Annotated in this window: 16 protein-coding genes and 1 pseudogene; 9 read left to right on the top strand and 8 right to left on the bottom strand. The window is 42.3% G+C overall.

Annotation, left to right across the window (positions count from 1 at the left end; translation table 11 throughout):
* Nucleotide 1 precedes the first annotated feature (1 nt).
* Both DABAL43B_RS01880 and DABAL43B_RS01875 read left to right on the top strand, forming a co-directional pair.
* Nucleotides 2-340: a barstar family protein gene (locus DABAL43B_RS01880; RefSeq protein WP_079690820.1), complete on the top strand. Its 339-nt coding sequence runs from the start codon at nucleotides 2-4 to the stop codon at nucleotides 338-340.
* A gap of 102 nt (nucleotides 341-442) precedes the next feature.
* Nucleotides 443-1,714 (top strand): sodium/glutamate symporter, encoded by a 1,272-nt coding sequence (locus tag DABAL43B_RS01875; RefSeq protein ID WP_079690819.1) that lies wholly within the window; start codon nucleotides 443-445, stop codon nucleotides 1,712-1,714.
* 79 nt (nucleotides 1,715-1,793) lie between these two features.
* Here the strand turns inward: DABAL43B_RS01875 and DABAL43B_RS01870 are convergent, their stop codons facing one another.
* The 4 genes from DABAL43B_RS01870 to DABAL43B_RS01855 form a co-directional block, all read right to left on the bottom strand.
* Nucleotides 1,794-2,927: a hypothetical protein gene (locus DABAL43B_RS01870; protein ID WP_079690818.1), complete on the bottom strand. Its 1,134-nt coding sequence runs from the start codon at nucleotides 2,925-2,927 to the stop codon at nucleotides 1,794-1,796.
* A gap of 149 nt (nucleotides 2,928-3,076) precedes the next feature.
* Nucleotides 3,077-4,333 (bottom strand): serine hydroxymethyltransferase, encoded by a 1,257-nt coding sequence (gene glyA, locus DABAL43B_RS01865; protein ID WP_079690817.1) that lies wholly within the window; start codon nucleotides 4,331-4,333, stop codon nucleotides 3,077-3,079.
* A 402-nt stretch (nucleotides 4,334-4,735) separates the two neighbouring features.
* Nucleotides 4,736-5,242 carry a chorismate--pyruvate lyase family protein gene (locus DABAL43B_RS01860; protein ID WP_079690816.1) on the bottom strand — a complete coding sequence of 169 codons (507 nt, stop codon included), beginning with the start codon at nucleotides 5,240-5,242 and terminating at the stop codon, nucleotides 4,736-4,738.
* 229 nt (nucleotides 5,243-5,471) lie between these two features.
* The gene (locus DABAL43B_RS01855) at nucleotides 5,472-6,818 is read right to left on the bottom strand and encodes a GNAT family N-acetyltransferase (protein ID WP_079690815.1); all 1,347 of its coding nucleotides are present in this window, start codon (nucleotides 6,816-6,818) and stop codon (nucleotides 5,472-5,474) included.
* A gap of 650 nt (nucleotides 6,819-7,468) precedes the next feature.
* Here DABAL43B_RS01855 and DABAL43B_RS01850 point away from each other — a divergent pair.
* Entirely contained in the window at nucleotides 7,469-9,688 is a 2,220-nt protein-coding gene (locus DABAL43B_RS01850) for an NADP-dependent isocitrate dehydrogenase (protein WP_079690814.1), read from the top strand.
* Nucleotides 9,689-9,940: 252 nt separating this feature from the next.
* Here DABAL43B_RS01850 and icd read toward each other — a convergent pair whose 3' ends face one another.
* Entirely contained in the window at nucleotides 9,941-11,200 is a 1,260-nt protein-coding gene (gene icd / locus DABAL43B_RS01845; RefSeq protein WP_079690813.1) for an NADP-dependent isocitrate dehydrogenase, read from the bottom strand.
* A gap of 216 nt (nucleotides 11,201-11,416) precedes the next feature.
* Here icd and DABAL43B_RS01840 point away from each other — a divergent pair, with 216 nt between their 5' ends.
* The 4 genes and pseudogenes from DABAL43B_RS01840 (at nucleotide 11,417) to DABAL43B_RS14450 (ending at nucleotide 13,557) form a co-directional block, all read left to right on the top strand.
* Nucleotides 11,417-12,043, top strand: a complete 627-nt coding sequence (locus DABAL43B_RS01840; protein WP_079690812.1) for an rRNA large subunit pseudouridine synthase E — start codon at nucleotides 11,417-11,419, stop codon at nucleotides 12,041-12,043.
* A 203-nt stretch (nucleotides 12,044-12,246) separates the two neighbouring features.
* A complete protein-coding gene (locus DABAL43B_RS01835) occupies nucleotides 12,247-13,038 on the top strand; it encodes a DUF305 domain-containing protein (RefSeq protein ID WP_079690811.1) in 792 nt (263 codons plus the stop codon).
* A 154-nt stretch (nucleotides 13,039-13,192) separates the two neighbouring features.
* A pseudogene (locus DABAL43B_RS14535) lies at nucleotides 13,193-13,378 on the top strand (hypothetical protein); the annotation flags it as partial.
* Entirely contained in the window at nucleotides 13,351-13,557 is a 207-nt protein-coding gene (locus tag DABAL43B_RS14450) for a glutathione S-transferase N-terminal domain-containing protein (protein WP_264753828.1), read from the top strand. The pseudogene DABAL43B_RS14535 and the gene DABAL43B_RS14450, both read left to right, overlap by 28 nt.
* A gap of 149 nt (nucleotides 13,558-13,706) precedes the next feature.
* On the opposite strand, the gene DABAL43B_RS01825 is transcribed toward DABAL43B_RS14450, so the two are convergent.
* Complete coding sequence (locus tag DABAL43B_RS01825) at nucleotides 13,707-15,602, bottom strand: M61 family metallopeptidase (RefSeq protein WP_079690810.1); 1,896 nt, start codon at nucleotides 15,600-15,602, stop codon at nucleotides 13,707-13,709.
* 328 nt (nucleotides 15,603-15,930) lie between these two features.
* On the opposite strand from DABAL43B_RS01825, the gene DABAL43B_RS01820 reads away from it, so the two are divergent.
* A complete protein-coding gene (locus DABAL43B_RS01820) occupies nucleotides 15,931-16,416 on the top strand; it encodes an FKBP-type peptidyl-prolyl cis-trans isomerase (RefSeq protein WP_079690809.1) in 486 nt (161 codons plus the stop codon).
* Nucleotides 16,417-16,912: 496 nt separating this feature from the next.
* Here DABAL43B_RS01820 and DABAL43B_RS01815 read toward each other — a convergent pair whose 3' ends face one another.
* Nucleotides 16,913-19,123, bottom strand: a complete 2,211-nt coding sequence (locus DABAL43B_RS01815; RefSeq protein ID WP_079690808.1) for a carboxy terminal-processing peptidase — start codon at nucleotides 19,121-19,123, stop codon at nucleotides 16,913-16,915.
* 473 nt (nucleotides 19,124-19,596) lie between these two features.
* Here DABAL43B_RS01815 and nagZ point away from each other — a divergent pair, with 473 nt between their 5' ends.
* Complete coding sequence (gene nagZ, locus DABAL43B_RS01810; RefSeq protein WP_079690807.1) at nucleotides 19,597-20,688, top strand: beta-N-acetylhexosaminidase; 1,092 nt, start codon at nucleotides 19,597-19,599, stop codon at nucleotides 20,686-20,688.
* A 147-nt stretch (nucleotides 20,689-20,835) separates the two neighbouring features.
* Here nagZ and DABAL43B_RS01805 read toward each other — a convergent pair whose 3' ends face one another.
* On the bottom strand, nucleotides 20,836-22,512 hold the full coding sequence (locus DABAL43B_RS01805; RefSeq protein WP_079690806.1) for an OmpA family protein: 1,677 nt from the start codon (nucleotides 22,510-22,512) through the stop codon (nucleotides 20,836-20,838).
* Between the last annotated feature and the right edge of the window lie 10 nt (nucleotides 22,513-22,522).

Genomic DNA, 22,522 nt, shown 5'->3' with positions numbered 1-22,522 from the left:
TATGAGCCAAGCGATTTATTATATTAATCAAAACAGCTCTGCCCTTATTGGCAGTATTCCTGAACAAGCGATTAATATCCCTATTGGCGACGTCTTAAATAAAGAAACTCTATTGACTAGCTTAGCAAAAGTAGGTAGTTTCCCCAGTTATTTTTCGCATAACTGGGACAGTGCTTGGGACTGTTTGACTGATAGCGATATAAAACACCTAAAGATTTACTTAAATGAGGTGGAAAAAATAAATACTGAGGACTTTAATGTCTTTAAACGCATCGTTGAGGACGCCTATAACGATTTTGGCAAACCACAATTATGGATTATTGTGGCATCAAACGACTGATTTTAGTCGCTAATATCACAAGAATCTGAATTCGAGATAAAAACAGATTTATCCCGAATTCAGGTTAATTTATAGAGTTATATTTATAGAAAGGATTAACTTATGGAAGTTACACTAAATGGATATTACACGCTAATATTTGCAACACTAGTGCTGTTACTTGGGCGCTTCTTGGTTAAGAAGATAAAGTTCTTGGAAGATTTTAATATTCCAGAGCCTGTCGCGGGTGGTCTAGTTGCTGCCGCAATCGTATATGCGCTTAATTTGCTATGGGGTTATACTTTTAACTTTCACCAAGGTCTACAAACAGCGACTATGCTGATGTTTTTTGCCTCAATTGGTCTGAGTGCCGATTTTGGACGCCTTAAAGCGGGTGGCTCACCGTTACTCATTTTTACCATCGTTGTATCTGTTTTTATTGTTTTACAGGATGTGGTTGGGGTAGCAATGGCAAGCGCACTTGGGCTTGATCCACTGCTCGGTTTGGTCACAGGTTCTATCGCTCTAACAGGCGGGCATGGTACTGCAGGAGCATGGGGTGTGGTGTTAGAAGAACAATACGGTGTGGTTGGCGCCACAACCCTCGGTATTGCCGTTGCTACTTATGGTTTGGTTGCAGGCGGTCTGGTTGGTGGTCCTGTTGCACGCAGATTGATCAATAAAATGGGCATTAAGCCAGCGCCCATAAATCCAAATCAAAGTGACGTTGAAAAGCTTGCTGGTCAGCAGTCTTTATATAGCACCAAACATACCGAAGATAGTGATGACAGACATGAAGAGATGTTTGAAAAGCCGGATAACATTCGTCTGATTACCGCTTCTTCTACCATTGAAAGTCTGGCATTATTTGCAGGCGCTTTAGCGTTTGCCGATTTGATGACCATCGTTGCAGAGGGCACGGCATTTGAGTTGCCAACCTTCGTTTGGGCATTGGCAGGCGGCGTGATTATTCGTAATGCGCTGACCATGGTCTTTAACTTTGATATGTTTGACCGCGCGATTGATGTGATTGGTAATGCTTCGTTAAGCCTATTTTTAGCCATGGCGCTGTTATCCCTAAAACTGTGGGAATTGACAGATTTAGCAGGGCCGGTCTTGATAATCTTACTCGTACAAACTGCCGTCATGATTGCTTATGCTTATTTTGTCACCTTTAGAATCATGGGCAAAGATTATGATGCCGCCGTTTTGGCAGCCGGACATTCTGGTTTTGGTATGGGCGCAACGCCAACGGCTATTGCTAATATGCAGGCAGTTACCGATCGCTATTTGCCATCACCAAAGGCATTTTTGATTGTACCGATGGTTGGTGCTTTCTTTGTCGATATCGTTAACGCGACGGTATTGCAGATATTTACTAAGATACCGTTTTAAGCTATTAATGCAACGTAATTAGACTAAAATGAATAAGGCTGGACTACGATAATGTAGCTCAGCCTTTTTTAATACTCGATTATTCTTGTGCACTCATTGCCATAGTATCGTCCATTAAATTACCATGTACATGACAACCAAACAATAAACAGCCAAAAAATGTTCTAAGAAATTCTTTTTTTATACTATTGTCAGGCTTATGATAACTATCAGTTTTTAGCATAACTCTTATATTACTAATGACATTTTTTGTATGTTCTATAGCTTCATTTTCTTGTTCAAGTAAATCCAGCTCATTTGCTACTTGATAATTTTCAGCCTCAGCTTGAGATTCAGCCAACGATTTGACTTCGTTTTCAAGCGTAACTTGTTTCATCCTATGCCATTTATCTTGATCACCTTGGTAGATGGCATACCATATCCATTCCCATGAATCATCTACATAATTATCTGAAACTATTTCACTTGCCAGCTCATATTCGCCTACTCTTGCATAAAGATTAGCAATATCTAAGTTATCACACTGGGTATTTTTCTGTAATTGACTTAATAGCATTAATGCTTGTTGCCTATTTCCTATCAAAATATACAGTCGAGTTTGATTGAGTAAGAGCTTATATTTTTCATCATCTAATATAGCTTGCGATATTGCTGCTCCAAAATCATAGCTATTCAGATTTTCTAATAATTGTATACACTGTAAAAAATAACTAAGCGCTCGATCATAGTCATCCAACATAGTACAGCTGCATGCAATATTGTTATATAAACCGATAGGAATTAATGGGTACAACTGACGATGTTTGAGTGGCGCATTAGAATACTTATCCATAGCTATCAAACAGTACTTTATAACTTCCTGATAGTGCTCGACAGACTTAAAAGCAAAGCTATCGTCTGTTAATCCAACATCAAAGCTGAGCATTTGAGCATAGCTCGCATATGGATAATAAGACTGTGGTTGCAGAAGAAGAGCCTGTTTTTGTAATTCTATACCCCTCTCTTCTTCCCCATACTCATGATCCAACCAAAAAGCTAAATTATGGGTATTTTCTATCGAAGGGTTGGTTTGGTAAGCTTTTTCTAAATACTCTAAGTCCTTATCACCCTCTGGATTTTCGATATAGTAAAGCGCAATTATCGCTAATAACTTATCATCGTCAGGATACTGCTCTAACTGCTCGAGTAATTTATCAATATCATAGTCTGTCATTTTTATTACTCTTTAACGGCTGTCTATTGAAGATTTAGCTTGTAATCCATAACCTATATTAATCTATCATTATATTACTCACAAAAAAACCGCCTAGCCATATTCAGCTAAGCGGTTTTTTTACAACTCTTAATAAGAGCGCTTAAAAGTTACTGGTTTTTAGCATATACAGGAAGCTCTTTACAGATAGCTTCTACTTTGCCACGTACTTCAGCGGTGACTGTTTCATCGCCACGACTGTCTAGTACATCACAAATCCAACCAGCCAATTCAGCGGCTTGCGCTTCATTGAAGCCACGAGTAGTAATCGCTGGTGTACCAATACGCACACCTGAAGTCACAAACGGTGATTTTGGATCGTTTGGCACGGCGTTTTTATTCACAGTAATGTGCGCATCACCAAGCCATTTATCCGCTTCTTTACCAGTCATTTCTTGCTTCACTAAGCTGATCAGCATCAGATGATTTTCAGTACCGCCAGAGATGATTTCATAGCCACGGTCGATGATTACTTTCGCCATTGCTTGAGCGTTTTTAACCACTTGCTGCTGATAGGTTTTGAAGTTGTCTTCTAATGCTTCTTTGAATGATACCGCTTTGGCAGCGATAACGTGCATCAATGGACCACCTTGGTTGCCTGGGAATACCGCTGAGTTTAGCTTTTTCGCCAGCTTCTCGTCACGAGCAAGGATCATACCTGAGCGTGGGCCACGTAAGGTTTTGTGCGTTGTGGTAGTGACCACATCCGCAAAAGGTACTGGGTTTGGATAAACACCACCAGCAACTAGACCAGCAACGTGTGCCATGTCAACTAACAAATAAGCGCCAACTTCATCAGAGATCTCACGGAAACGCGCCCAATCGACCACTTGTGAATACGCTGAAAAACCAGCGATGATCATTTTAGGTTTGTGCTCTTTTGCCAAACGCTCAACTTCGTCATAATCGATAAGACCAGTTTCTTCAACCAAGCCATACTGTACCGCGTTGTAGTTCAAACCTGAGAAATTGATATGCGCGCCATGCGTCAAGTGACCACCCGCGTCTAAGCTCATACCAAGAACCGTATCATTGGCATCTAACAATGCTAAGAAAACAGCAGAGTTTGCTTGGCTACCAGAATGCGGCTGGACGTTGACATACTCGGCACCGAATAGCTCTTTTGCACGGTCAATGGCCAATTGTTCAACGACGTCGACGTGCTCACAACCACCGTAATAACGCTTACCAGGATAGCCTTCAGCGTATTTATTGGTCAGGTCGGTACCTTGCGCTTCCATAACCGCTTGTGAGCAGTAGTTCTCTGAAGCGATAAGCTCAATATGGTTTTCTTGACGAACGCTTTCAGCAGCCATGGCTTCAGCAAGTACGGGATCAAAATCTTTGATAGAAATATCTTTAAACATAGTAAAATCCTAAGTTGTGACTGTCGTTAGTAGTAACTTTCATTGAAAAGAAGTGAGTAACAAAAGAAGTTTGAAGTAGGCAAGCAAAAGTAGTGTGCTTGTTATTAGCTTGTCAGATTTAACAATAAATTCGATACGCGCTTGCATCGATATCATCGCTAAAGTTTAAGTGTAACATGAAAATTTATGTTACGACCGCAAAAAAATCTCACCTTATATTGAGTAGCCTACATGATGATATTTATTTCTTAAAAATATATATCAATCAGTATTTTGCAAATATATAACCTAAATCTAAACTATAAAATTATAAGACACTTATTAACTAAAAACCTCTTAATAATAAAGAGTAAAATAATAGCTGACCAATTGATCAATCATTTTATTTTGCTAATGAAGCATTTAAAGGTCCAGCTGTGTTTGACAGAATTGCGGCAAAAACGTCTCACTAATCAGTAATTTGCGCCCATACCAATCATAAAGTGTCTGCCGTTGCCAGCCATCTGTTGTATGCTCGATAAAGCGTTGATTGGGTAAGGTGCGACTGCGCTTAAACAATACATAGCCAATCGGTGTGCTTTTTAACTGTTGAAGACGGCGCGCGCGACCCTGCAAACTTGATAACGGGAAAATACTTTGAGCTTGTACCCATGGCAGCTCATCATTACCGTATAGCTGCGCCTCACGTACCCACGCTAATAATGGACGACTCAACGCTGCGCCTTGTAGACCTAATTGCTTTTTTTGTATTAAAGACAATAACCGATAACCCTCAAAGCTGCGTTTTACGCGTAGCGGCTGCCCCGCTTTTGCCTCTAGCAAGGCAGTAAGAGAGCCTTCGGTATTTAGCCAAGATAATAGCTCAGCCGGAGGTGATGAATTGGTAATACAAGAAAGAGTACTGGTCATAGTTTATGGCTAATAGGCGCTTATTAAATAGAAGCTTGTTAAAGAAGAAAGAAGATTAATCATTGCTATAGTCAGGTCTAAATAAAAAAGATACAAGTCAAACAGTGCGTTGCTGGTATAAAATTTCCTCGCTTGCTGTGCGCTTTGCACTCCAGAGGCTTCGAAAAATTCATTCCAGCAACGCTGTATTCTTTTAAAAGTGTATGAACTATATCAAACATTAGTACTATCAAACATTAGCACTATCAAACATCGGCATATTATCAATATTAAATGGCAAAGCCTCAAATGCCTGCTCTCGATACTGCGCCATATGTAGACGATCTTTTTTACAAAAATCGCCAATCGCTGGTACAAAACGCGCATCATAAATGCGATGTAAGGAGTGCGTTTTAGTAGGGACAAAACCACGAATCAGTTTATGCTCGCCTTGGGTGCCAGGATCGAAATAGCTTAAGCCTTGCTCGATCGCAAAATCAATACCTTGATAATAACACAGCTCAAAGTGCAAGCTATCATACTCACCAAGCGCACCCCAGTAACGACCGTACAAAGTCGCATTTTTACTATCGGGTTTGTCATATAAAAACAGACTGCTAGCGATAACTTCACCATTTACATCAACAGCTTGTGCCAACATTAGGTGTTCAGCCATACCTTGCGCCAATGCTTTAAAAAAATCCATGGTCAAATACGGCTGTTGCCCACGTATCGCATAGGTCATCACATAACAATGATAAAACGTTTTCCAGTCGGCATCAGTAATCTCATCACCGCATTTTCGCTGGCAAATGATACCTTGCTCGGTGACTTTTCTACGCTCAGCACGAATGGTTTTACGCTTTTTGGCTCTGAGCGTCGCTAAAAATCCTTCGAAGTCAGTAAATGGTTCATCATTTTGACTGAGGTTTTTATTTTGCCATAAAAACTGGCAGCCTTGGCGCTCAAGTATCGGTGTATAAGCAAATGTCGACTCAGAAGCAGGATTTTGGGCTTCAACACCAAGATTGATATCGCTATCAACGGGCATTAACGTGGTTGCGATAGCAGCAAACTCAGGCCTGACAAACAGTCCATGCCAACCTGACGCGCCAACTTGCTGAGCAATATCATCAATCCCTGCAATTGCAGTTTGCACAATCTCAGCATTCAGTTTTTCGCCACGCGCCAACCATAAACGCTCGCCGGTGACTGGGGTATAAGGTGCACTAGTGACTAGCCGAGGATAATAGTCGAGACCATACTGTGCATATGCTTGCGCCCACGCATGATCAAATACAAACTCGCCTTGATGATGACCCTTTACAAATACTGGCATCACCGCAATCGGCTCTGATATATCTAATGGCGATGATGACAATGATGCCGTTGAAGAACCTGTTATCGCTGTGCTACTAGAATCCTCTACGCGATATATCAACACATAAATAGGCAACCAGCCCGCCTGCTCGCCAATCGCTCCGGTGTCACTGAGCGCCTGCCAAAAAGCGAATGACATAAAAGGGGTGTCTGGTATTTGCCACTCTGCTCGATTCTGCCAGCTCATATCGCCAAGTAGTGCGTACTGTAAACTCATAATGCTCACTTTTTATTTTTGTACACGCCTAGCCTAGCAAAATTCTACTCATATGCTGTCACAATTTGCAGACTAAATGAGTAAAATAGATAAAAATGCTCTCTACATAGTTATAAATCAACCATAAAAAAAGCCATCTACAACAATATAGATGACTTTTTATGATTGATTTGTTTTTTAAAATAGCATTAGAGGCGGCTTGTCTGCTACTTGTATCTACAATGTGACTACGCGCTTTATTATTTATATTAAAGAATAGCGTTTGTATAGAAAGGATGAAATTTTATCAGATGACTGGTAGAATAAGGCTCTTAATAGCTTAATGTAATTCAGATATATTAGAAACAAGCGAAAACGCTACACTTAGTTCATTATGCGAGATTGACATCGCAGCTGATTTATAATTAGTTAACTATAATGTGGCGTCCGCCATTCACTTTCAGGCAGTTCAGACAAGACAGTCAAATTGCCTTCTTAACGAAAGAAAAACTCTAAGTAGACTCGAAAGTCTTCAAGAGACTGCCTATAAAAAAACAGCTATAAGCTATTTAGTCTAACCGCATGGCCCATTATTACATAAGGGCTGTATAGCATTATTAAATTATATTTGTGCCTTATTATTAATTACAATCAAAAGGAATGTCCTACTAATGTCAAAAATTATTTATACAAAAACTGACGAAGCACCAGCGCTAGCGACCCTCTCATTTTTGCCTATTGTTAAAGCTTTTACTCACACGGCAGGCATTGAGGTTGAAAGCACTGATATCTCTGTTGCAGCTCGCGTGCTGGCTGAATTCCCTGAGTACTTAAACGAAGAACAACGCGTTCCTGATAACCTCGCTGAGCTCGGTCGACTAACGCAAGATCCTAATACCAATATTATTAAACTGCCTAACGTCAGTGCCTCAATCCCCCAGCTAAAAGCCTGTATTAAAGAGTTACAAGACAAAGGCTATGCGATACCTGATTTCCCAGATGATCCAAAAACGGATGAAGAGACAGAAATTCGTCAGCGCTACGGTAAAAGCCTAGGCAGCTCGGTAAATCCTGTATTGCGTGAAGGTAACTCAGATCGCCGTGCACCGAAAGCGGTCAAAAACTACGCGCGCAAACATCCGCATTCTATGGGTGAATGGAAACAGTGGTCACAGACGCACGTATCGCACATGCACAGCGGCGACTTCTATGCGGGTGAGCAATCTATCACTCTAGATAAAGCGCGTACCGTACGTATGGAGCGCGTCGCTGAAGATGGCACTATCAATGTCTTCAAATCAGGAATTGCTTTGCTGGACAAAGAAGTCATCGACCTGATGTTTATGAGCAAACAAGCATTGCTTGAATTTTATGAGCGTGAAATGGAAGATTGCCGCGAAGCCGGTATTTTATTTTCATTGCACGTAAAAGCCACCATGATGAAAGTATCGCATCCTATCGTATTTGGGCATGCGGTTAAAACATATTATAAAGATGCCTTTAGCAAACATGGCGCTTTCTTTGACGAGTTAGGTATTAACGTTAATAACGGCATGGCAAGTTTGTATGAAAAAATTGCCGAGTTGCCAGCCAGTAAGCGTGAAGAAATTGAGCGCGATTTACATGCTTGCCAAGTACATCGTCCACGCCTTGCTATGGTTGATTCATCAAAAGGTATCACCAACTTCCATTCACCAAGTGACGTGATTGTCGATGCTTCTATGCCGGCTATGATTCGCTCAGGTGGTAAAATGTGGGGCGCCGATGGAAAAATGTATGACTGTAAAGCCGTCATGCCTGAGTCCACCTTTGCTCGTATCTATCAAGAAATGATTAACTTCTGTAAATGGCACGGCAATTTTGATCCAACGACGATGGGTACTGTCCCTAACGTTGGCTTGATGGCACAAAAAGCAGAAGAATATGGTTCGCATGATAAAACCTTTGAAGCGAGCGATTCGGGCATGGCTCGTATTGTTGACGAAGAAACTGATGAAGTATTGCTTGAACAACGTGTTGAAAAGGGCGATATTTGGCGCATGTGTCAGGTAAAAGATGAGCCTATCCAAGATTGGGTGAAACTTGCAGTACGCCGCGCACGCGAATCAGATACGCCAGTTATCTTTTGGTTAGACCCGTATCGTCCACACGAAAATGAGTTGATCAAAAAAGTTCAAACCTACTTAAAAGATTACGACACCGATGGTCTGCATATTGAAATCATGTCGCAGGTTCGTGCGATGCGTTATACCTTAGAACGCGTTGCTCGTGGTCTTGATACGATTTCTGCTACTGGTAATATCTTACGTGATTACCTCACTGATTTATTCCCAATTCTAGAGTTAGGAACGAGTGCTAAAATGTTGTCAGTCGTACCGCTTATGAAAGGCGGCGGTTTGTTTGAAACAGGCGCCGGTGGTTCAGCACCTAAGCACGTTCAACAATTGCTTGAAGAAAACCATTTACGTTGGGATTCATTAGGTGAGTTTTTAGCCTTGACGGTATCTTTGGAGCATTTGGCACAGAATGACGGTAATACCAAGGCTCAAGTATTGGCGGATACGCTTGATACGGCGACTGAAAAACTGTTATTAAATGACAAGTCGCCATCACGTAAAACTGGTGAACTAGATAACCGTGGTAGTCACTTCTATCTGACCATGTACTGGGCACAAGAGCTGGCTGCGCAAGATCAAGACAGCGATCTAAAAGCGCAATTTGCGCCACTTGCGCAACAGTTAGAGAGCAATGAAGCAAGTATCGTTAAAGAGCTAAACGAAGCTCAGGGCAAACCTATCGATCTTAAAGGCTACTACTTAGCAGATGAAGCATTGGCTGAGCAAGCGATGCGTCCAAGTGCTTTATTCAATGATATATTAGCCTCATTGTAATTGGCTCTAAACCAGCTTTAAATTATCTATAAACTGGGCTCAGCTAGCTGGGCTCAAGTTAGAACAAGTAAAACACCTCAAAGGTTTTAGATTTTTGAGGTGTTTTTTTGGCTGTCATTTTTGAGGGCGTTAGATTTTTGAGGGTTTTGGATTTATGAGAACTTTTCAACCGCATAAAAAATTAATCCCAGCAGCCCTGCCTCGTTTTTGAAGTGTTTAACTATAATTTAAGTAATAAAGCTCATCATACAATTAAGCATTCATATGCTTGATAATCGCTTTCCCAAACTCAGAAGTACTTAATAGGATGGCATCCGGCATCAAGCGCTCAAAGTCATAAGTAACGGTTTTGTTTTTAATAGCGCCTTGGATACCTTTAATTACCAAGTCAGCCGCCTCAAGCCAGCCCATATCTCTTAACATCATCTCAGCAGAAAGTATCAATGAACCTGGATTCACTTTATTTTGTCCTGCATACTTTGGCGCTGTACCATGAGTCGCTTCATAGACCGCAATAGCGCCACCCTTATTGGCACCTGGGGCGATGCCGATACCACCGACTTCTGCGGCTAGCGCATCAGAGATGTAGTCACCGTTTAGGTTTAGCGTAGCAATTACTGAGTAGTCGGCAGGACGCATCAGTATTTGCTGTAAGAACGCATCAGCAATCACATCTTTGATAATAATCTCGTGACCCGTCTTTGGATTTTTCATCGTCATCCAAGGACCGCCATCTAGCAATTGGGCACCAAAGCGCTCGGCAGCAAGCTCATAACCCCATTCTTTGAAAGCGCCTTCCGTGTACTTCATAATATTACCTTTATGCACGAGCGTCACACTGGGTAAATCATTGTCGATGGCATGTTGGATTGCTTTACGGACCAGACGCTGCGTCCCTTCTTTTGACACCGGCTTGATACCGATACCACAATTTTCTGGAAAACGAATCTTCGTAACGCCCATCTCTTCTTTTAAAAACTTAATGACTTTGATCGCATCTTCACTACCCGCTTTCCACTCGATACCCGCATAGATATCTTCTGAGTTTTCACGGAAAATAATCATGTCGGTCAATTCAGGATGATGAACGGGGCTTGGAACGCCTTCAAACCAACGGACAGGACGCTGACAAACGTATAAATCAAGTTCTTGACGCAGGGCTACGTTTAAGGAGCGCATACCACCGCCAACTGGCGTGGTCAGTGGGCCTTTGATACTGATGACATAATCCCGTAAGATTTCAAGCGTCTCTTCTGGCATAAATTCGCCATCGTAGATTTTGGCGGCTTTTTCACCGCAATAGGTTTCCATCCAAACGATTGACTTCTTGCCTTTATACGCTTTTTCTACCGCCGCATCGACCACTTTAATCATGACAGGTGTGATATCTACGCCAATACCATCACCTTCGATAAAAGGAATAATCGGATGGTTTGGCACATTGAAGGATAAATCCGCATTTACCGTTATTTTTTCGCCGTCTCTTGGTACGATAACCTTGTTATATGACATGAGGTGATGCTCCTTGATATATATTATGTGTTTTAAGCTTCCTTGGCATTCTGTTATGCTAGCTGTTTTGTCATGGTGATGACAGCATTATAAATGTTTGTACAATAAGATAAACTTAAGATGCGACACGCCATTAGCTTTATGCTTTATCCATGTATTAATTTTTATAATGTATGACCTGCTATCAGTCATTTTATTTTTGGGAAACGCTATTTTATGTCCAGCTCTAGCCTTATTTTATTTAACAAACCTTACGGAGTACAAAGCCAATTCCGTGATGACAGCAATAATGACCACACCACCCTATCAGAATATTTTACGGACAAATCTCTTAGAATCGCTGGTCGGCTTGATGCAACCTCAGAAGGGCTACTGATTTTGACCAGCGATGGACGAATTAATAAGGCCATTACTCAACCACCATCTGCTAAGAATTTTGCGCAAAACAAACTAAAACAAGGCAAGACTTATTTGGTACAAGTGGAAGGTGTGGCAACTGCTGCGCAGCTAAACGAGCTGGCATCTGGGGTTGTATTAAAAGATGGGAAAACCTTGCCAGCATCCGCTGTGTTGGTCGCTGAAGCAGAATTACCTATGACATTATGGCAACGCGATCCGCCCATTCGTGAGCGTAAAAACATACCGACGTCATGGTTGATGCTCACTATATATGAAGGTAAAAATCGCCAAGTTAGGCGGATGACGGCGCATGTAGGGCTACCTTGTCTGCGCCTGATTCGCTGGTCAGTTGCAGGGTTTGAGCTTGGGGAACTGGGCGTTGGCGAGTTTGTGCGTATTCACCTAAATAGCGGACATTGTCAGCAATTAGGCATTTTAGATTAACCTATCATTTTTCCTTTATTAGCTCTAAAGCGCTTAACTGTTGTACTCAGTAGATATATTACGACATGTTAAACATAGCGTTTTGAACGAGTAAGGTTTATCTGTTAAGATTTTAACCTACGTTATACATGAGCCACATGCTCTATTTGCTGATTGTTTGTCTTGTTTCTTGTTGTTTGTCTTGTTTCTAGTAAGGATATATCATGACCGCTTCTCATCGCTTTGCCTTGTTCGCTATTGGGATTTCTGCTGCTCTGTTTCTAAGTGCTTGCCAGCCAGCAGCAGAAGATACCGAGGTGATGCCAGCACAAGAAGTGACACCGACTACGACTGAGCAGTCTGAAATTCCTGATGATATGGACGCTCATGCTGGTCTTGATACGACTGAAGGCGACGCTATAGTAGACGAGTCACAAATGACGGACATGCTCAAAGATTATACGAAGTCGATGACCAGTATGCATAATGAGATGATGGTTGGTATGGGTTATAACGATCCTGATACGGCGTTTGCAAAAAGTATGCTGGGTCATCATCGCGGTGCCATAGATATGGCAAAGATTGAGCTGAAATATGGTAATAATGACGAGATGCTTAAGCTTGCAGAAGACATTATTAACTTACAACAGCTTGAGATTGATATTATGAACAAATGGCTTGCCAGCCACCCTGATGCTCCCAAGCCTAAGCCCAATACCGAAGCCATGCAACAGGCATATGCGAGAAGCATGGATGTCTTGAGTGGCGATATGGTGTTGGGTATCGCTGACCCTGACCCCGACATGGCGTTTGCGCGCGGCATGCTTGCGCATCACATTGGCGCAGTGGATATGGCAAAAGTACAGCTCAAATACGGTACTGATGAAGAAATGCGTCAATTGGCGCAAGACATCATCGATGCCCAGCAGCCTGAAATCGAAGTAATGCAAGACTGGATTAGCAGAACATCATTTGATGCCAAAGAGAGTAATAATCTAACTGATAGTGCTCAGTAGATGCTAGATGCTAGATGCTAGATGCTAGGAAGATAACTCTTAAAAACAGCCTGACACATTATAGATTTTTAATTTACAGATATTACCGCTTAACTGAGTATTTAAACAAGGAAGTGGTATCATCTCCCATACGATATAATCCATAGAGGTCTATATGTTAGTTAATTTGATACGAGAAGGTTTAGGACGAATCATTGCTGCTATGAGTGTATTGACTCAAGGCAAGCCAATGGTACGCAGTCAGGAACAGCAAGCGGAAGTGACTGCTGCCTGTAAAAAATTATCACTATATCAATTTTATGCCTGTCCTTTTTGTATAAAAGTGCGCCGTCAAATGCATCAATTAAATTTGCCTATCGAATTTCGAGATATCAAAAAAATCCAGAATTTCGCAGTGAGCTCGCTGAGAATGGCGGACGCGTTAAAGTACCTTGTTTGCGTATTGAAGAAAATGGCGAGGTGCAGTGGATGTATGAATCAAATGATATTATCGCTTATTTACAGCAACGTTTTGGCTAATATTTCTGATAAGTGAAAGTCATTATTGGCTCGGGTTAGCAACAGCCTATCAATAACAGCCTAACCCGACCATTTATTGATCAGATCAAGTCACGCTCATTCCTTACTAACCCTACCTACTCTACATTGATTTAAAAAACTTTATCCCTTTAAGACTTCATAAAGTCAGGCGTTAACCATTTATCAAACCCTAACTTTTCCAGCTTTAGATTCACCTTATGGGGGCTGGCTGTAGCTACTTTATCTTGTTGGCTATCATTTATCTCACTTTCCACATTCACTGCTACGCTGACACACATCAGCTCATCACGGCGAAAGAGATGGCACTCAACGGCGCACGATGCATGACTGAGGGTTGCCAACTGCTTATTATCAGCTTTGATACCATCAAGAGCAATGATGACATCATGGGCAGATATGCCTGCTTTAGCAGCAGCGCTTCCACGTCGTACCTGATTCACCTTGAGTCCAGCTGGCGTTTCAATACATCGGATGCCCCATGGCATAGACTTATCAGCCGTCTCTTTGCTGTTGCTATGCACCGTGATACCGTTTGCCGCTAGCAGCGCTTCAATCGGCAGCTCTTCAACACCATTGACATAATGACGCTCAAACTCTTGCCAATCTGCCAACGGCATAAACTGCCCTATCACTACACCCATATCGGCACTACTGATGCCGATACGTCTATTGTCGTTTTGCTTGGCTTGATTATAAAAAGCTTTAACCACATCAAATAAACGATAACGACCCTCACTTTTTGCAAGCAGCGTTAAATCTAAACATAATGCCACCAATGCGCCTTTATTATAGTAGCTGATACCAGCATTGCCGGTATTTTCATCGTTACGATACAGCTTTATCCACGCATCAAAACTCGACTCTGCAACACTTTGATGCGCGCGACCAGGGGTTTGATAGTAGCGATTAACCTGTTCTGCCAGTAGTTTGAGATAGCTTGCCTTATCAATCACACCTGACGCTTGCAGCATAAAATCGTCAATATAAGAGGTAAAACCTTCAAATACCCATAGCAATGGTGTAAAGGCCTCGCGGCGTAAATCCACATCCAGCATCACATCTGGACGGACGGTTTTTACCCACCATGCATGAAAATACTCATGGCTACATAGACCTAAAAAGCGCTGATAATCGGTGCTCGGCACTTCTGGTTCATTAGCACTTGGTAAATCACGACGCGGGGTAATGAGACTGGTAGAGTTGATATGCTCTAGACCGCCATAATCTTGCCCGCTGGCATACGTCATAAAGGTGTAGTCATTAAATGGCGCATCACCTAGCCAGTTAAGATAGCTCTGACAGATTTGGGTGACGTCTTGCTGTAACCGTCCCATATTAGCATTATGCTTACCGGAGAGAAAAAAGCGATGGCTGAGCGTTTTATGCTTATGGTCTTGAATGATAAAATCAAACTTCTCTTGTACAGCGATCTCAAACGGATAATCAATTAATTCATGATAGCTGTTAGCTTGCAGACTATACGCATGCTGTGTATCGCTCTGTAAATGTGTGGCATCAAGCCCGCATGCCAGTAAAACGCTGTCTTTATCTTTATCGGCAAAAAATGCTACGGGCACGATTAAACTGACTTGTACAGCTGACTGCTCTTGCCCATCAACGGCTAACGCTAAAGAGGTAAAATTACCATAGAGACGCTGCTGGTCTACATAGGCAGTGCGCACCGATAAATCATAACAGTAAACTTCGTAATGGACTTTTAGTGTCTGCCCTGCTTTAACTTCTGGTAACTGCCACGTATGTTTATCTGTTTTTTGGGCACGATAGTATTCGGAGTATTCATTATTTTCGTTTGCTGTTTGATAATGTACCGCCGTAATGTTTCGAGCAAACTCCCGTATCAAATAACTGCCTGGAATCCATGCCGGTAACCATAAGCTAGGAGCGTCTGTATCTGCGGTGAAAGTGAGCGTGGCATCCACCAAATGTTCAAAGAAACGCTCAAAGTTAAATTGGTAATGGATATCGCATATCTGCTGATTAGAAGCATGTGAAGATAAAGTCATAGTCGTTTATTATCCTTATGTTTATAGCTATGGTAGAAGTCATTAGCGAAAAACGCAACTGGCTAACCTTAAACAAGCAAGATGCTAATTAGCAAATATGATAAAAATTTTGGTTAATTTACTTAATTATGCGATTAATTGGCATTTTTTATTATTTTAACCTTGAAAGTTATGGGAGTTATCGCAATTAAAGAGGCTAACTGCTAAAGTTACCCTAATAAACTGATGATAATTGACTAATGACGTGGCTTTTTGGCTGGCTGATTGGCTTTTTTAGGTTTATTGCAACCGTATTTAAATTTTAATATCAATATATTTAGGATAATTTATGACTACTATCGCAAAAGATACTGCCGTCAAGTTCAACTACACGCTAAAAGACGACGAAGGTAACATCCTTGACCAGTCTCCAGAAGGTCAACCGCTTGCTTATTTGCATGGCCATAGCAATATCATTCCAGGTCTTGAGCAACAACTAGAAGGCAAATCTGCTGGCGAAAGAGTCAATGCTGTCGTTGAGCCTGCTGATGGTTATGGCGAATACCAAGCACAAGCGGTACAACACGTACCACGTGATAACTTCCAAGGCGTTGATGATATCCAGCCTGGTATGCAGTTTCAGTCAGAAGCTGGCGGTCAAGTGATGCTGGTAACTGTTACTGAAGTCAATGATGACGAAGTAATCGTTGATGCGAACCACCCATTAGCGGGTAAGCGTTTGACTTTTGATGTTGAAATCCAAGAAGTACGCGCAGCTACTGAAGATGAACTAAACCATGGTCATGTACATGGCGCTGGTGGCGTTGAGCACTAATCTCTGGTAGATGTAGTGAGAAATGCTTGGGCGATGAATGATTATAAAACTCATCGTCTAATAGTAAAAGGTCAGTAGAGAGTTCTACTGGCTTTTTTTATGGGTAACTTTTAACAAGCTTTTATATAAATTATCGTTCTTTAGAATTATCAAATGTTAGATGTAACAAAGCCGCATAACGACAAGCATTATGCGGCTTTTATCACCAACCATCCATGTTAATGTTATTCGATACTTAATCCCGAAGTATCTTATAACGGTCAGGCATCCAGCCTTATCATCCCTAATCAGCAAACCACCTATCCCTGATGCGATCTTTAAGATACCAATCCCTAGTATCCATGAAGCTATTCATTCAATCGTGCCGTACAGTTATAATCGCAGATTGACCCTAGGTTAGTAAGAGGTCTAAACGTCAATGCGTGTAAGCATATGCTTACACGCATTTTTAATGACCCTTTAATAGCATTATTGACCGCTAAGAAGCTTGCGCTTTTTACAACTTTTCTTCAGGACTAACCAGCACTTTTGGATTGGCACTAAGCATAATATAAGCAGCTTCATTAATGAAAGCTTCGTCTTCAGGTAGCTCTGGACGCTCTAGAGCCTTCATCTGGCTACGCTCTTCGAACTTGGCATCCATTGCCGCTTGATAAGTATTCCAATTGGCATAAGGACGCTCACCGGTTGCGATGAGACGCTTATTTTCAGCTTCTAATGAGCGTTTTTCTATCAGCTGCATTTTGGCACGGCGGCTATTGATATCGAGAGGGAAAGGTTTTTTCTCATCTTCCATATTACGGATATCATTTAGCGTTGATAGATAAACAAACTGCGGGTTTTTCTGTTGGCGAATTTTTGACTGTTGGTTAAGCGTTGCTAACGTATCAGCAGTAAACTTACCTTCAGGTTTGTACGGCGCCGTTTTAATCGTATCCCAAGGCAGCGCTTTTTTCTGTGCACGCTCGCCAAAGGTCGCGTCATCGTAGATATTAACCAATTCAACATCAGGCACGACGCCTTTATTCTGCGTACTGCCACCAGTAATACGATAAAATTTACGCTGGGTTAAAGTCGCAGAACCCAAAGCTAGGCTATCCAATTGGATTTGTGCCGAGCCTTTGCCAGTGGTTGTGCTACCGACGACCAGCCCACGACCGTAATCTTGAATCGCTGCAGCAAATATCTCACTAGCAGAGGCAGACGCTAGGTTGGTGATGACCACCACCTTGCCCTTATAAAGTTGCTCACCACCATCTATATCATCATAGACTTGAATATTGCCGCGATTGTCACGAATTTGCACCATTGGACCGCTCTTAATAAAGAAGCCGAGCATTTTGGCAACTTCATCGAGCGAGCCACCTGGGTTATTACGTAGATCAACCACTAGACCGTCGATATTTTCCTTATTAAGCTCTTTGAGTGCCTTTTCGGTATCAATACTGACGCTACGATAATCCTCACCATTACGGCGGGCGCGGTAATTTAAATAAAAGCTCGGTATCTCAAGGACCCCGATGCGCTTTGGTGTTTTATCAATATTAGGACGTTGCACTTCGACGACGCGTTGAGTAACCCCTGATTCTTCTTGCTGAATGATGTCACGAACCACCGTTACATTGCGAGCGCTGGTATCAGGCGTATTGGGCTGACGCACTTTGATCGTCACCGAAGTACCGCGCTTGCCACGAATCAAACTGACAATCTCACGCGTTGACCAGCCGACCACATCGGTCATGGTTTCACCATCTTTTGCGATACCAATAATCAAATCATTGGGCTTAATCTGACCAGATTTGGCCGCTGGACCTCCATCTACCAAAGTTACAATACGAGTATAATCTGGGTTTTTGCGGTCAGGGCGAATCGAAACACCGATCCCTTCTAACTGTAGACTGGATTGGATTTGCAATTCATTGGCTTGAATCGGCGCATAATAATTACTGTGCGGATCATAGGTCAGCATCGCCGTATTTAAGATGGTTTCCATAATCTCATCATCTTTTAGACGGGTAAACTGCTCTTGCTGACGTGATAAGCGATTGAGCAAAATCTCACTCGGCGTGCGTTCATCATTACGCACTAGGTCCTGCCCGCGAGTAATATCTGGATTGTCTAAAAACACTTTTTCTTTTGCTTTTTCGTCTTCTTGACCCAAAGTAATACTCATCAACTGAAACTTAAGCTGGCGCGTCCAATAGTCACGCTGCTCTTTTTTGGTCTTAAAGTGATTGAGCTTTTCACGATCAAGAACGATTGTTTCCTTACCGGTCAAATCCAGATCCGTCTTCAACATCTTTTTTGCCATGGCAAAATATTCATTAGAGCGTTTACGATAGCGCTCAAAGACTTCTACCCCAGCGGACAAATCACCACGCTTAAGACGAGCACCGAACTCATCAGCATATTTTTTCTTAAACTCATCGACATCAGATTGCAAAAACAGCGTATGGTTTGGATCGAGGCTATCGATATACATAGACAAAATCTCGCTGCCTGTCGCCGTATCGAGTGGCTGATTGAGATAATGACTACGATCCAGCAATGCGGCTACTTGGCGGGTAGTCACCTGTTGCTCAGGTGTCTGTTTAAAGCCTTCTGTATTACTATCAGCCACTGCCGTGCCGTAGCTTTGGGTAAGAATAAGACCAGCGATACCCACTGACGCTGCACTAAGTAACCACTGTGCTGGTTGTTTTTTCATCATATATGCCTAATTATTTTAAGTTAAAAGTATGCTTGGTTTTTATCAAAATCAAAAGTTATCTATAAACAGCTGTCCATAAAATTTAGCTGCGTTTTACTCTATTATATTTACCATTAAACCATCCGTTACGCTAGCATTAAAAGCCCACAAATATATGATAGTTATTTTAGTTTTATCGTTAAAAAATCAATCAATACTAGCATGGGCATAAATACTGCACTGTCTCAAACTGTATAAACAATCTTACACGCTACGCGATAACATACCAAGTTTTCTACCGATCAATTAGATCGTGTCTATTTAATGAATATCAGCCAATGCATGCAAATCAATTAATCTGCTACATTATGCTCGGCTCGTAATAGCTGTCATAATAAGATTCTAATAGCGATGCATTATGGATGTCATTTATCATCGTTTTTCCGTTTAACTTATCATATAACAATGTATAGCATAATAAGGATCACGCAATGTATGGCGTCTTAATGATTGATATCGATAGTACTGCACTGACTGCTGAAGATGTCAGCTTAATCAAACAAGCCCAAGTTGGCGGGGTCATATTATTTGCTCGAAACGTGGCAGATGCGGCGCAAGTTCGAACGTTGTGTGACGACATACGTTATCACAATGCGGATATACTCATCGGAGTTGATCAAGAAGGTGGCCGTGTCGCCCGCCTACGTAACGGTTTCACGCCATTGCCAGCGATGGGCAAGCTCGGTGAGTTATTTAATCAAGATTCCAGTCGCGCCCTTAGCTGCGCTTATGATTGTGGCTACCTGATGGCAGCAGAAGTATTGGCCGTCGGAATTGATTTGAGTTTTGCGCCGGTGCTGGATAGAGACGGTATCAGCCAAGTCATCGGTGATCGCAGCTTTCATCATGAACCCCAAGCTATTACCGCTTTGGCTACCCAGTTTATGCGCGGGATGAAAGCGGCTGGTATGGCAACCACGGGTAAACACTTCCCGGGTCACGGTGCTATCGCTCCGGATTCGCATGTGGCGGAAGCCATCGATAATCGTAGTTTAGATGAGATTATAAATAGCGATATGCAGCCTTTTGCGCAAACGCTGCCGTGGCTGGATGCTTTAATGCCAGCACATGTTATTTTTTCACAAGTGGATAATAAACCAGCGGGATTCTCAAAAATTTGGCTCAAAGATATTATTCGAGATCAGCTTAAGTTTGATGGCGTCTTATTTTCTGATGACTTATCTATGGCTGGGGCGCAAGCCGCTGGCGATGTCAGCGCGCGCGTCACAGCAGCGATTGAAGCAGGTTGCGATATCGCTTTGGTTTGCAACGATCGCGTTGCTGCGCATGAAGCTGCCGAAGCTGCTCAAGACCTACCTTATCCCAATCAAAACCGCATTAAAACCATGTGTGGACAAATACCAGTTTGGCAAGGCGACCTCGAATCTACTTGTCAGCAGTTTGAATATTGGCAACAGGCAAAAGATAATATCTCACAGACGTTCTTTCCTGTTCAAGCAGAATCTCAAGCATTGGCTAACACTGAATTAAAAGATCCGACTAATTATAAACAATCTTTGTAAAAATTATTTTTAGCAAAATAAAAACCGCATCTCAATTAAGATGCGGTTTTTCTGTTTTAGAATTTAATTTAAGACGAACCTTTAAGATGAAAACTTAAGACGAATCAAAGATTGATGACCCGTCATTAATATTTTACTTTCGGGTTATTAATTGCTTGCTTTAGGGTCTAATGCACTACCACGGCTGGCGTCATCACTATCTGGCATCAAATCATCGTTATCACGATCTAATGGATTCAAATCGGGATCTGGCATATTTGTGCTTACACCGCGATCATCAGCATCAGGCATTAAATCATCATTATCGCTGTCCAATGGATTCAAGTCTGGATCAAGCGCGCTGTTGCCAATTGCCATACCATCGTTTGCCGTAGCAGTCTCGTCATATACCACAAACTCAATACGGCGGTTACGGAAACGACCTTGCTCAGTTGAGTTGTCGGCCACAGGATCGGTTTCACCCATACCCTTAGTCATCAGCTTACTTGGGTCAGCACCTTGTGCTACCAAATAATCTTTCATCGACTGGGCACGCTCTTGCGATAATTTCATATTGTAGGCAGCATCCGCTGTTTTATCGGTATGACCAATGATCATGAGCTTCATATTGGGCACTTGTTCCATCAGCTTAATCGCACGGTCTAATAGCGCTTTATTAGCATCCGGAATAACAGCCTTATCTACTTCAAAATTAACTACTTGTAGACTTAGAGCACGAGCCACGTCACGAGGATCTGGATTCTCACCAAGATTGTCCATAGCGGCTTGAGAGGCTGTCAGGCTGTTATCAATCTCACTTTGAGCATCTAATGGACCTTCAGCTGTTACCGTCATTGCTGGCGCAGCAGCTTGTAAGTCAGCCACTAGCTTGCTTAGAGCGGTAGCATCCGGTGCATTGACCGTAATAGTATCGCCTTTGATCAGCATGCTAGCATTTGGTACGTTTTTGAAGATAGGCAATATAGTAGCAAGCTGAGTAGCAGCTGGCATATCTATTGAGAAGCTGTTATCGACATCCGCACGGCAATTATTGGCATCATCACCAAAGACGCCATTGAGGGCAGTCATCACATTGCTTTGTAGCGTGTCATTACCAACATTCATACGACAAGCATATAGCTCACTATTTTCGCCCGTAGCGATACGCAACGACGCAGGCTCAATACTAGCAGCGACAGATCCATCGCTATTAGCTGCCTGTTGTTCGGTAATAACGGGCGTACCAACCGGCTCAGGATTGTCTTGGCAACCTCTTAATAGCGCCCAAGCCAAGGCACCTAAAATAATCAGTCCAATGATAGGCAGTAGCGCTTTCATAAAGCTGCCATCTTTTTCTTCTTCACGTTCCAGTGGGGCCGTAGTTGTGGTAGTAGAAATGCGTTCACCAGCAGGTACAGCGGCAATCATGCCAGCAGGCAACACAGCACTTGCCCATACAGGAATATGATGCTGATAGTTGGCAAGATTATCATTTAAAAACTGTGGTACTGGCGTTGTACCAGCCAAGCTTTTTATTTCGTGATAGGCAAGTGGCGCTGCCATAGCAAGCAGACCACGCGCAGCCGTGACATCGACGTTATGTTTGCCGGCAAGCTCTCGAGCAATTTGGTCACGATGGGTGTCTTCCGTCCATACCCGATCATAAAAACCTTGGTCATCATGCGCGATATTGTCGTTGGCAAAACGATTATAGGTATCATTATCTGCTAGTCGGGCCGCAAAAATAGCGTAAAACTGTTCAAGCAAATTTTTCTTGGCAGTATTGTGATCATCACCCAATACTGCTGGGCTCACCGTCCGTGTTAAGTGACTGATAATATCCATGGTGTCATTC

It is taken from the genome of Psychrobacter sp. DAB_AL43B (genome assembly GCF_900168255.1).
Classification (GTDB): domain Bacteria; phylum Pseudomonadota; class Gammaproteobacteria; order Pseudomonadales; family Moraxellaceae; genus Psychrobacter.
This window is presented reverse-complemented; position numbering and strand designations above follow the sequence as displayed.